General features: G+C 60.6%; 10 protein-coding genes and 1 tRNA gene. 9 read left to right on the forward strand and 2 right to left on the reverse strand.

The features are described 5' to 3' along the window. Positions 1-3: 3 nt before the first annotated feature. The 8 genes from mfd to ADM64_RS00250 all read left to right on the forward strand — a co-directional run bounded on the left by mfd (position 4) and on the right by ADM64_RS00250 (position 9,374). The gene (gene mfd, locus ADM64_RS00215; protein ID WP_049172242.1) at positions 4-3,630 is read left to right on the forward strand and encodes a transcription-repair coupling factor; all 3,627 of its coding nucleotides are present in this window, start codon (positions 4-6) and stop codon (positions 3,628-3,630) included. A gap of 7 nt (positions 3,631-3,637) precedes the next feature. Then, the gene (locus ADM64_RS00220; RefSeq protein ID WP_049182369.1) at positions 3,638-4,678 is read left to right on the forward strand and encodes a MazG nucleotide pyrophosphohydrolase domain-containing protein; all 1,041 of its coding nucleotides are present in this window, start codon (positions 3,638-3,640) and stop codon (positions 4,676-4,678) included. Positions 4,679-4,749: 71 nt separating this feature from the next. Next, positions 4,750-5,610: a lytic transglycosylase domain-containing protein gene (locus ADM64_RS00225; RefSeq protein WP_049172246.1), complete on the forward strand. Its 861-nt coding sequence runs from the start codon at positions 4,750-4,752 to the stop codon at positions 5,608-5,610. Positions 5,611-5,695: 85 nt separating this feature from the next. Continuing rightward, the gene (eno, locus tag ADM64_RS00230) at positions 5,696-6,970 is read left to right on the forward strand and encodes a phosphopyruvate hydratase (protein ID WP_048733955.1); all 1,275 of its coding nucleotides are present in this window, start codon (positions 5,696-5,698) and stop codon (positions 6,968-6,970) included. Between the two features lie 112 nt (positions 6,971-7,082). Beyond that, a complete protein-coding gene (locus ADM64_RS00235; RefSeq protein ID WP_048733957.1) occupies positions 7,083-7,619 on the forward strand; it encodes an FtsB family cell division protein in 537 nt (178 codons plus the stop codon). A 139-nt stretch (positions 7,620-7,758) separates the two neighbouring features. Beyond that, positions 7,759-8,295, forward strand: coding sequence for a DUF501 domain-containing protein (locus tag ADM64_RS00240; RefSeq protein WP_049192846.1), 537 nt, complete (start codon positions 7,759-7,761; stop codon positions 8,293-8,295). Next, positions 8,296-9,285: a Ppx/GppA phosphatase family protein gene (locus ADM64_RS00245; RefSeq protein ID WP_049172251.1), complete on the forward strand. Its 990-nt coding sequence runs from the start codon at positions 8,296-8,298 to the stop codon at positions 9,283-9,285. 12 nt (positions 9,286-9,297) lie between these two features. Further along, positions 9,298-9,374 (forward strand) — tRNA-Leu (locus tag ADM64_RS00250). Positions 9,375-9,436: 62 nt separating this feature from the next. Here the strand turns inward: ADM64_RS00250 and ADM64_RS00255 are convergent. Both ADM64_RS00255 and ADM64_RS00260 read right to left on the reverse strand, forming a co-directional pair. Continuing rightward, entirely contained in the window at positions 9,437-11,020 is a 1,584-nt protein-coding gene (locus ADM64_RS00255; protein ID WP_049172253.1) for a succinic semialdehyde dehydrogenase, read from the reverse strand. Positions 11,021-11,091: 71 nt separating this feature from the next. Continuing rightward, positions 11,092-11,424, reverse strand: coding sequence for a hypothetical protein (locus ADM64_RS00260; RefSeq protein ID WP_048733964.1), 333 nt, complete (start codon positions 11,422-11,424; stop codon positions 11,092-11,094). Positions 11,425-11,659: 235 nt separating this feature from the next. On the opposite strand from ADM64_RS00260, the gene ADM64_RS00265 reads away from it, so the two are divergent. After that, positions 11,660-12,487, forward strand: a complete 828-nt coding sequence (locus ADM64_RS00265; RefSeq protein WP_048733966.1) for a Bax inhibitor-1/YccA family protein — start codon at positions 11,660-11,662, stop codon at positions 12,485-12,487. Positions 12,488-12,502: the final 15 nt, after the last annotated feature.

Consider the following 12,502-nt stretch of genomic DNA (forward strand, 5'->3'; position numbering starts at 1 on the left):
GCTATGCCAACTTCTGCGTCCTCCTCGGCGAAAGCCACACCCAGCATTCTGCCGAACCCGCTGTCGGGGCTGGAAAGCCTCGTTGTCACGGATCCTCAATTTGTCGGCGTGCTCGGGCGCATCGGCGAAGACGAGCTGGCGCTCACGGGTGCGGACGCGGTGCGTTCGCACCTTATTTACGCCATGTCTACGAAGGTGCCGGTGCTGGTCGTCACGGCTACCGGCCGCGAGGCGGAGGACCTGACCGCCGAGGTCAAGTCGATGATCGGCGACCGTGTAGCTATGTTCCCCTCGTGGGAGACGCTCCCGCATGAGAAGCTTTCGCCGGCCGTGGATACTGTGGCGCAGCGTCGTAAGGCGCTTTACGACGTTCGCCGGGGCAAAGTCGACGTTCTGATTGCGGCGGTGCGCTCGTTGGTGCAGCCGATTGTGGACGACCTCGAGGCTGAAACCAGTGCCCCCATTCACGTTCAGCTGGACCAGGACTGCGAGAACCTAGTTGAGCGGTTGGTGCATCACGGCTATTCGCATGTGGACATGGTCGGCAGGCGTGGCCAATTTGCCGTGCGTGGCGGCATCGTCGATGTTTTCCCTGCGACCGAAGAGCTGCCGGTACGTATCGAGCTCTGGGGTGACGAGGTCACCGACCTGCGCGCCTTTTCCGTCGCTGACCAGCGCACGATCTCTGAGGTAGAGGTCGACCAGCTGGATATCTTCCCGTGTCGTGCACTGCTTATCGACGACGACGTGAAGGCCGCCGCGGAGAAACTCGCCACCACGCGCTCTGGCCAGGTCCAAGAAATGCTCACCCGCATCGGCGATGGCCAGTGGGTGGAGGGCATGGAATCGCTGATCCCACTGATTAGTCAGCATCCGATGAAGATGCTCACCGAGGTCATGCCGGAGAAAACGCATGTGCTCATGTGCGGGCCGGAGCGCATTCGCTCCCGCGCACAGGACCTTATCAGTGCAGGCGAGGAGTTTATGGCCGCAGCGTGGGAAACTGCTGCGATGGGTGGCTCGGCGCCAATCGCCACGGATGGGCTGGAGCCCAGCGCGTACCGCAGCTTGGCCTCTATCCCGATGCCCACTTCGTGGCATATTTCCCCGCCCGGCATGCTGGAGGCGGGAGTCACCGAAGATGATGTGCTGCCACTGACCTTCGAGCCTGGGCCCGCGCCACGCGGAGACTTAAAGGAAATTGGTCACCTGATGAAGCAGCTGCGCGATGCCACGGTCGCGGGGGAGCGAGTGGCGTACGTGGCGGCGACGCCCGCGGGGGCGCGTCGGCAAGCGGAAAAGTTTAGGGAAGCCGGAATTGCGACGCGCATGGCGGCAGGTCCGGAGTATCCCGAGTCCGGAAGAATTACCGTCTACCAGGGTGTTTTGCACGGTGGTCTGGTATTCCCGCGTATTCCCGGTGGCGCGCTGACTCTGATTACCGAGCAGGACATCACAGGTAACCGCATCGCGGAAGGTGCGCTTGGTGGGCGCCGCAAGCCGGCGAAGCGCCGTGGTCGCGTGGATCCGCTGGCGCTGAAGGCCGGTGACTATGTCGTGCACGACACGCATGGCATTGGTCGGTTTGTGAAGCTCACTGAGCGCACCATCGGCACGGGCGAGGATCAGGCACGCCGCGAGTACGTGGTGCTCGAGTACGCACCGAGCAAGCGCGGAGGTCCCTCGGACCAGCTCTACGTGCCGATGGAGAGCCTGGATTTGCTGTCGCGCTATGTCGGCGGCGAAAAGCCCACCCTGTCGAAGATGGGCGGGTCGGACTGGAAGTCCACCAAGCGCAAGGCCCGTGGCGCTGTCCGCGAGATTGCGGAAGAGCTGGTCAAGCTCTACGCCGAGCGCCAAGCCGCGCCGGGCCACGCGTTCGCGCCGGATACGCCATGGCAGCAGGAGATGGAGGATAACTTCCCCTTCACCGAGACCGAAGATCAACTGCAGGCCATCGACGAAATTAAGTCCGACATGGAAAAGCCGGTGCCGATGGATCGCGTGCTCATCGGCGATGTCGGCTACGGCAAGACCGAGGTGGCACTGCGTGCTGCCTTCAAGGCTGTTCAAGATGGCCGTCAGGTGGCAGTGTTGGTGCCGACCACACTTCTGGCGCAGCAGCACTTGACCACTTTCACCCAACGTATGGAGGGCTTCCCGGTCACCATCCGTGGACTGTCCCGCTTCACCTCGCCGAAGGACTCCAAGGAGGTCCTCGAAGGGTTGAAGAACGGGACGGTCGACATTGTTATCGGCACGCATCGTCTCCTGCAGACCGGCGTGCAGTGGAAAGAACTCGGCCTGGTCATCGTTGACGAGGAGCAGCGTTTCGGCGTCGAACACAAGGAACACATCAAGGCGCTACGGCACCACGTCGACGTACTCACCATGTCCGCAACGCCAATTCCGCGCACGCTCGAAATGTCGATTGCTGGCATCCGCGAGATGAGCCAGATTCTCACCCCGCCGCAGGATCGTCACCCGGTGCTGACATACGTCGGCGCGCAGTCCGACAAGCAGGTCGCCGCAGCTATCAGGCGAGAGCTGCTTCGCGACGGCCAGGTGTTCTACCTGCATAATAAGGTGGAAACCATTGACAAAGTCGCCCAGACTATCCGCAATTTGGTGCCCGAGGCCCGCGTGGTAGTGGCCCACGGTCAGATGGGGGAGGAGCAGCTGGAGCGCACGGTCGATGGCTTCTGGCAGCGCGAGTACGACGTGCTGGTGTGTACCACCATCGTGGAGACCGGCCTGGATATTGCCAACGCCAATACGTTGATTGTGGAAAACGCCCACCATATGGGTCTTTCCCAGCTGCACCAGCTGCGTGGTCGTGTGGGCCGTTCCCGCGAGCGCGCCTATGCCTACTTCCTCTACCCGGAAAATCAGACGCTGACGGAGACTTCCTACGACCGTCTGTCCACGATCGCGCAGAACAATGACTTGGGTGCCGGCATGGCTGTGGCCATGAAGGACCTGGAAATGCGTGGCGCCGGAAATATCCTCGGTGCGGAGCAGTCCGGTCACATTGCCGGCGTCGGCTTCGACATGTACGTCCGACTGGTTGGCGAGGCCGTGGCCGCACTGAAGGCAGTGGCCGATGGTGAAACTCCGGATGCTTCCGATAACGAACCGAAGGAAGTTCGGATCGATTTGCCGGTCGATGCGAATATTCCGGCCGAATATGTGTCGTCGGAACGCCTACGTCTAGAGGCGTACCGCAAATTTGCTGCTGCCAGTGCGCTGGACGATATCGACGTAGTGCTCGAAGAGCTCGTTGACCGTTACGGAACCCCACCCATTGAGGTGGAGAGATTGGCGGTTATTTCACGACTTCGAATTATTTGCCGGGAATTCGGCGTGCATGAAGTTCAAGCCATGGGTGCGCACATTAGAATAACCCCTATGGAGCTTGCTGACTCCAAGCAGGTGCGTCTCAAGCGCCTGTATCCACAGGCGACCTATCGTGCGGCAACGCGCACGGTTTCCGTCGGAATGCCGAAGGAAGGGCGAGGGTTGCGGGCAAAACCTGTCCGCGACATTGCATTGGTGCAGTGGGTAGCAGACTTCTTGACATCGATGGCGGGAATTCCACGTATGGATATCTCGCACATGGGAAAGGACTAGAAACCGTATGACTATCATCAAGCTCGATAGCCGCTTTCCAACAGCGATTCCGCTGGAAGCCGCTAGCCTGCTGACCGGTGAAGTCAGCTACACCGAAGAAGTCCCGATCCGTGTGCGCTGGGCAATCGCCGACGCCGGTGGGCACTCGGTGTCCCAGGCGGAGATTCTGGTCACCACCGATATGGAAAACGACGAGGTACTCGATCGCCTCGATGCGGGCGAGAAGGTCTACTCGGTCGAGCTGGATGATGCGCAGGACCCAGCAGCTCCGGCAGCTCAGGTTGCGGCGGCTCCCCAGCAGGACTCGGTGAAAGAACCTGAGTCAGAACCGGTTGCAGAGCCAGGGGCAGAGCCTGTTGCAGAACCGCTGACTCCGCAGGAACAGCTTGCCGCAGCTCGTCTGCCCCACGTCGTCGAGGCCGTGGACATCATGGCGGCAGCACGGCGCACGGGGCAGTGGGAAGCTCGCCAGACGCACAAGAGCCTGCTGCCGTATCTCATTGAAGAGACCTACGAGTTTGTCGACGCAGTCAACGAGGGCGGTGACATTCGTAGCGAGCTGTCAGATCTGCTGCTGCAGATCCTCTTCCACGCTGAAATCGCGGAGGACTTCGACTTCGACGATGTGGCGACCGACTTTATTTTGAAGATGCGCGCTCGTCAGCCGTACCTCTTCGACGGCACTGTGGCCGAGGGAGAGATGGTGTCGGAGGAAGAACAGGAGCGACTGTGGGCTTACGGCCGCGGACGTCCGCGCTCGAACCCGGCCACACAGCTGCCAGCTCTGACTTTGGCTGAGGAAGCCATCCGCCGCGCACGTGCACTGGGACTGTCCGATGCAGACATTCCAGTGGAGATTCTGGTCCCGACCCCGGGGCTGGAGACTGAGTCCGGTGCGGAAGAACGGACCCGACAGGCTTCACGCGCATTCCTGACTGAGCTGGCCCAGATGGAGAATCAGCAGGCCGGCAGTGCTGAGCAGTGGGCAGCGGGCAGCGAAGATAACGAAGAGGCTGAGGACTTCGGCCCGTCGGAAAGCGACAGCTAGTTTCCAGCAAAAGTGATTTCTGTCCTCGAGTTTGAGTGATTTTTACGGTCTACCCCGTAGAGTAATTCCCCATGCCTTCTAATTCTCCCTTTGATGAATACGCGCACCCCGCACCCCGCGGGGCGAAGCCGCGTGGCCGCAGTAAGGGGAAAAAGAAGTCCTCGAGAGGCTGTGGCTGCCTCGGTCTAACCTCCCTGGCGGTGCTGATCATCATTGGCACGGTTGGGGCGTTGGCTATGTTCACTGGACCCGTAATCCCGTCGTTGACCAAGAAGCCGATTCCGGATAATGTGCCGCCTGCTGCGGCTGAGCCACCGCCGATGATTGATGTCAACGCGCCCGGGCGCACCTCGGAACAGCTCCGACAGTGGGCGCAGCAGATTTCCCCGAAGACGGGTATTTCTGAGGACGCTCTCCGCGCCTACGGCAACGCATATGTGATTGCGGCAGAACAGTTCCCGAACTGCCACCTGGAGTGGAACACGCTTGCAGGACTGGGCAAAGTGGAGACTAATCACGGCACGTACTCGGGCAATTGGCTCAAGCCGGCTCATATCGGCGCCGATGGGGTAGTCAGTCCGACGATTATCGGTCCGCCGCTGGACGGCACGAGTGGGTTTGCTGAGGTTCTCGATACTGACAACGGTGAACTCGACGGTGACACAGAGTATGACCGCGCTGTGGGGCCGATGCAGTTTATTCCCGAGACCTGGCATCGTTTTGCGATGGATGCTTCTGGTGATGGCGTCGCCGACCCCAACAACATCGACGACGCAACTGCGACCACCGCACGGATGCTCTGCAGTGGGGAACGCGACCTCGCCACCCCGGAAGGGTGGGCATCTGCAATTCGCTCATATAACCAGTCTGAGCAGTATCTTCGCGATGTTCGGGACGCTGCGGCGAACTATGCGCTGAATCAGCCCGCATAGGGTGAAAAGGATTTAAGGCGAAGGTCGGCAAACCGTGCCACAATTGGAGTCATGTGCCGGAACGGTTCCGGCGGAAAGGTGACCTATGGCTGCAATCATCGAGTTGAACGCACGCGAAATTCTGGACTCCCGTGGTAACCCGACCGTTGAGGTTGAGGTGCTGTTGGAAGACGGCGCTGTGGGCCGCGCTGCGGTTCCGTCCGGTGCCTCCACCGGCGTTCATGAGGCACACGAGCTCCGCGATGGCGGAGACCGTTACCTGGGCAAGGGGGTCGAGAAGGCTGTCCGCGCTGTGCTCGAGGAGATTGAGGACGCAATTATTGGCCTCGAGGCTGAGGACCAGCGTCTGGTTGACAAGACCATGATTGAGCTGGACGGCACCGACAACAAGTCCCGCCTGGGTGCTAACGCAATCCTGGGTGTTTCCATGGCTGTTGCCAAGGCTGCTGCTGAGTCCGCTGGCCTGGATCTGTTCCGCTACGTCGGCGGCCCGAACGGTCACGTTCTGCCGGTTCCGATGATGAACATCCTCAACGGTGGCGCACACGCTGACTCCGGCGTTGACGTCCAGGAGTTCATGATTGCTCCGATTGGCGCCCCGACCTTCAAGGAAGCACTGCGCGTCGGTGCTGAGGTCTACCACGCACTCAAGAAGGTCATTAAGGACAAGGGCCTGTCCACTGGCCTCGGTGATGAGGGCGGCTTCGCTCCGTCGGTTGACTCCACCAAGGCTGCACTGGACCTGATTGTTGAGGCAATTGAGGCCGCAGGCTACAAGTTGGGCGACGATGTCGCTCTGGCTCTCGACGTCGCTTCTTCCGAGTTCTTCAAGGACGGCAAGTACCACTTCGAGGGCGGCGAGCACACCGCTGAGGAGATGGCAGCTGTCTACGCTGACCTGGTTGAGAACTACGCCATCGTCTCCATCGAGGATCCGCTGCAGGAGGATGACTGGGAGGGCTACACCACCCTGACTGCTCAGCTTGGTGACAAGGTCCAGATCGTCGGCGACGACTTCTTCGTCACCAACCCGAAGCGTCTGGCAGAGGGCATTGAGAAGAAGGCCGCTAACGCTCTGCTGGTCAAGGTCAACCAGATCGGTACCCTGTCCGAGACCTTCGAGGCCGTCGCAATGGCTCACAACGCCGGCTACAAGTCCATGATGTCCCACCGCTCCGGTGAGACTGAGGACACCACCATCGCTGACCTGGCCGTCGGCCTGAACTGTGGCCAGATCAAGACCGGTGCTCCGGCTCGCTCCGAGCGCGTTGCTAAGTACAACCAGCTGCTGCGCATCGAAGAGTACCTCGGCGATGCCGCAGTCTACGCTGGCCGCAGCGCTTTCCCGCGCTTCAAGTAAAGAGCTGAGGCGCTGCGAAAGCTGCGTCTAGCACTGCCCGTCCGCACCACGCACGTGGTTGTGGGCGGGTTTTTGTTATTTCATCGGCTGGCGGTCGGGTAGAGTGTGGGGCATGAGTGCATCGGACCGATCTCGCCGCGGAACACAGTCGCGCCCTGCAGGGGCGGGGCAGCGTTCGGCAGCGGCAATCGCATCGGGAATGCGCTCGCTGAGCACAGCACAGAAGATCGGCATTGGTCTGCTGGTGCTTTTCTTAGTATCTGTTCTCGCAATTCCGCTGCGGACTTTTGCACAACAACAGGCGGATGTCGCCGCCACGCAGGACAATATTGCTCGCATGGAACAGCGAATTAAGCAGTTAGAGGATGAAAAGGAGCTGTACTCCAACCCCGCCTATGTTAAGGAGCAGGCACGTCTGCGCCTGGGGCTGGTAGAGCCGGGGGAGACCCCATTCCGTATCCTCGATCCGGCCGTGGGCGAACAGCCTGTGACGCAGCCGGAGGAAATTCCGCAGCACCAGGCTAAGAAGTGGTACGAGACGCTGTGGGATTCCATTTCCATCCCGCCCGAACCCGAAGAGACTCGCCCTAATCCGGGGCGCGATCAGGCAACGAGGCCAGAGAGCTTGCCGACGGTACCGGAGTCCTAAACCTCCGTAGGGCTACCTGGGGCCTCTCGGTGAGGTTGCATGCGCGGCGGAGTGTGCCGTCGTAAAGCGAAGCAACGCGCTTGTAAGGCGACTGTGAGATTATGTGTCAGTAAAAACGGAAGCAAAAGGAGTGTGACCGATGTCTGTGGATACCGCAGATTTGGAAGTGATAGCGGAGCAGCTCGGACGTGAACCGCGGGGTGTAGTGGACATCTCTTACCGCAGCCCCGACGGCACTCCTGGTGTGGTCAAGACGAAGCCGCGCTTGGACGATGGCACTCCGTTTCCCACGCTCTTTTACCTGACTGATCCGCGACTCACCGCGGAGGCCTCCCGGTTGGAGACGACTGGCGTGATGAAGGAAATGACCGCGCGTCTGGAAAGCGACGAAGAGCTCGCCGCCGATTACCAGCGTGCACATGAGGCGTTTCTGGCAGAGCGCAATGAGATGGAAGACCTGGGCACGGACTTCTCCGGTGGCGGCATGCCGACGCGCGTGAAGTGCCTACACGTTCTTATTGCCTACGCGCTGGCCAAGGGGCCGGATCACTTCCGACTGGGTACTGAGTCGGTGGCGCTGGCGGCGGAGAACGAGAAGCTGCGCGGCACCGCGATTCCTGCAGATTGGCCCACGATTGCCGAGCTCGGTGTTGCGTACCCGGGGGTGGAGGGATAAATGACGACCCTCGCTGCCGTCGACTGCGGCACTAACTCGCTTCGCCTGCTTATCAGCCGGGTCGAGGTCGTCGATGGAGTTCTCGAAATCACAGAACTGCACCGACTGATGGAAATCGTCCGCCTTGGCCAGGGCGTGGACGCCACTGGCATGCTGGCTCCAGAGGCGCTGGAGCGCGTGCGGGAGGCTCTGACGAAGTATGCGGAGCTTATGCAGGTCGAAAAAGTGCAAGCAGTCCGAATGGTGGCGACATCGGCGACACGCGACGCAAGCAACCGCGACGATTTCTTCGCCATGACCCGCGAGATTCTCGCTCCGTGGGGTGCAGAGGCCGAGGTTATTTCCGGCGACGAGGAAGCCGCGCTGTCCTTCCGCGGGGCGGTAGATGACTTGGAGCCCGAGCTCGGTCCGTATTGCGTCATTGACGTCGGCGGTGGCTCCACCGAGGTAATTGTCGGTGACCACGATGGTACGGTAGCCGGTTCTGATTCCGTGGCTATGGGCAGTGTGCGCTTGACCGAACGGTTCCTGCAGGCCTCGCCACCGACGGCGGAACAGGTCCAGGAGGCGCGTTCGTATGTTGCGGAGCTGGCCGACGAGATTGTTGCGAAGGTGCCTGTCGACAAGGCTCGCACCATCGTCGGCTGCGCCGGGACCTTCACCACGCTGTCGGCGCTGGCGCAGGGCCTAGAAACCTACGACCCGGAGGCAATCCACCTGTCGCAGCTGCGCTTTGCGGCGTTGCGTGCGCTGACCGCGTCCGTGATTGAGACCGACGCGGAGTCCCTCGCTGCCAATCCCGTGATGCATCCGAAGCGCGCGGATGTCTTCGCCGGCGGTTCCATCATTGTGGACGGTCTGATGGACATGTTTGAGGCGCTGCCGCTTTCCGAGGCAGCGAAGGAAGAGCAGCGCTTTTTCTACATCAGCGAGAAGGATATCCTCGACGGAATTGTGGCGAGTTTGGTAGACACCCATATCGCCCATTAATCTTTCTTAGGGGCCCCTATAGCCCAATTGGCAGAGGCAGAGGACTTAAAATCCTTTCAGTGTGGGTTCGAGTCCCACTGGGGGCACCAAAAGGCCAGGTCAGAGAGTTTTCTGACCTGGCCGTTTGCTATTTGTGCGCGCTACATGCGGATTACGGCAGGACGTTGAACTTCTTGCCGAGGACAAGTGCCGTGTTGAACACCTTCGAGTACAGCTCACGCGGCATCTGCGGCATCGACACCGGGGAAAGACGCTGCACGGTCACTGTCTGCTCATCGGTGTACTTCAGCAGGCCGCCCGCTGCTTGACGACGGCCCACACCCGAATCCTTGAAACCACCCATCGGGGCATCGACAGACGCGAAGGCCGCAGCAAAACCATCGTTGACATTGACGGTACCGGCCTCAAGCTGTGGAGCCAGCTCCTTTGCGCGACGCGGGGAGGTCCACAGCGAAGCGTTGAGGCCATAACGGGAATCGTTGGACTTGGCGATAGCCTCATGGACGTCCGAGACACGCTGGAGGACTACCACCGGGCCGAATACCTCTTCGGTCAGCAGGGCGACGCCCTCCGGGACGTCGGTAAGCACGGTCGGCTCGTAGAACAGCGGTCCCAGATCCGGGCGAGGACGACCGCCGGCCAGCACGGTGGCGCCGGCCTCGATAGCCTCGTCGACCATGGACTTGACGGTGTCGAACTGGCCCTGCGACTGCAGGCAGCCCATCTCGGTTTCCCACTCGTAGCCAGCGCCGATGGACATTGCCTTCACGCGGTCGGTGAATGCCGGGACGAATTCGTCCCAGACTGAGTCCACGACATAGATTCGCTCAATGGACACGCACAGGTGACCGGAGTTGGTGAAGCAGCCAATGCGTGCGCCCTCGACCGCGCGGTTGATGTTGGCATCTTCAGCGACAATCAGCGGGTTCTTGCCGCCGAGCTCCGCGGAGAAACTGATCAGGCGTTCGCCGCACTGCTGTGCCAGCGAGCGGCCGGTCTCGGAAGAGCCGGTGAACATCAGGAAGTCACACTGACCGACAATGCCCTGGCCGACAACGCGACCGGGACCTGGAATGACCTGGAAGAGATCCTCCGGAAGGCCAGCGCGGTAGAGCAAATCGACAGCGAAGAGAGCGGTAAACGGAGTGGTGCTGTCCGGCTTGAGCACGATGGCGTTACCGGCCATCAGTGCAGCCAGCGCATCGGAAACCGCGAGGGTCAGCGGGTAGTTCCACGGAGCAATAACACCGACGACGCCCTTTGGGTGGTGGTAGACGGTGGTCTTGGAAAGTACCGGGACCGCGCCGTGCGCTCGCTTCGGCTCAAGCAGTTTCGGGCCCTGATTGCCGTAGTAGCGGGCGGTGATAGCGGTGTGTACGAGCTCCTCGTGGGCACTGGCGCGGTTTTTACCGGTCTCGGCCTGCAGCAGGTCCAGCACCTGGTCGCAGTGGGTAAAGAGCAGGTCGTGGAAGTGGTGCAGCACTTCGCCGCGCTTTTCCGGCGCCATGCGGGCCCACTTCTTCTGCGCGGCACGGGCACGCTTGAAGGCCTCGTCGACATCGGCCTGGGTACCGACAGGAATCTGCGCCAGCTCCTGGCCGGTAAATGGTGCCGAGATAGTGGCGGTCTTCGACTTATCAGCTACCGTGACGCGCTGAAGAAGGCGGGCAACGAGCTCGTCGTTAAGCGGATTGCGGATGGTAGTTCGGTTTGTCGTAGCAGTAGATGCTGTCATGGCACAGATACTACTGTTGCGCGGCGCCCCGAGATAGTAAATTTGGCAAAACTACAAAAACTTAGAAAACTTTAGTAAGTAGTCCAGCCCATCCGACGGTTGCGGTCCGGGTCGCGCGGGCCATCGTTGCCGAACTCGAACGGTTCGTGGCCGTCGACATCGCCGTAGCGCATCTCCGGGTCATCATCCAGATCGTCGTCGACGTCGATGTCCGGCTTTTCCTCGGCCAACCGCTTGCCGAGGGTGTCATGCGGAGAAGCGCCCCGCCAGCGGTCCGGCGGATCCATTACATAATTCTCGCCATCACCGGTGAGGAAGTCGCCATCGAGCCCTTCCGAGCCATCGAGCGTGGTCTCGTCGAAATCACCAGTGGTATCCGGATCGTAGTCAAGGCCATCAGACATCTTGACCAACCTCCTGTTTCATAATCACTCATGTGGTGCCCACGCCTGGCGACTGTGAGTGTTTCCGCGATTACAAAATCACCGCCAGCAGGCGAGGAATTACCTTGATACTAACTGTTTTTCAGGGTTGGGAACAATACCTTTACATCGCCCGTTGTAGAAAGTGTAGGCAAACGTACGCGCGTGTGCCTGAATACAAAACGTAAGAAAAACTGAGAAAAGAAAGAAGGACGACGTGCGCGAAAGCAGCAATCCTGCATTCAGTTCACTTACTAAGACCGTCGCCCGCGGACAGGCGGGCGCACATCACTACGGCCAAGGTCAGATGGGCGCTGGCTACGGGGATAACCCGTACCAGTCGCAGGTTGCCGCCGACTACCGTCCGATGACGGTCGACGATGTCGTTTCCAAGACCGGCATCACGCTGGCAACCATCATTGTTCTGGCTGCAGTCAACTTCTTCATTGCCGTCAGTGTCTCCACCAGCCTGGCCATGATTCTGACCATTGTCGGCGCCATCGGTGGTCTGATTACTGTTTTGGTGTCCACCTTCGGCAAGAAGTACGGCTCCGCGCCGGTTACCCTCACCTACGCGGCCTTCGAGGGGCTCTTCGTCGGTGGCATCAGCTTCATGTTCACCGCTCCAATTCAGGGCGTTGCCGCAGGTGCGCTGATTATGCAGGCAGTGCTGGCCACCCTGGGTGTCTTCATCGGTATGCTCTTCGTCTACAAGTCGGGCGCTATCCGCGTGACCCCGAAGTTCACCCGTTTTATGAGTGCGGCTCTGATTGGTGTCCTGGTCCTCATGCTGGGCAACCTGGTGCTCTCCCTGTTCGGCCTGGGCTTCCCGCTGCGTGACGGCGGCATGCTGTCGATCATCTTCTCGCTGGTCTGCATCGGCCTGGCAGCCTTCAGCTTCCTGATTGACTTCGATCAGGCTGACCGCCTGGTCCGCGCTGGCGCTCCGGCTCAGTACGCCTGGGGTGTCGCCCTCGGCCTGGCTGTGACCCTGGTCTGGCTCTACACCGAGATTCTGCGTCTGCTGTCCTACTTCAGGGACTAAACGCTAGAAAACTAA

Origin of the sequence: Corynebacterium sp. 401_CJEI, from assembly GCF_001076435.1 — a bacterium.
GTDB lineage: Bacteria > Actinomycetota > Actinomycetes > Mycobacteriales > Mycobacteriaceae > Corynebacterium > Corynebacterium jeikeium_D.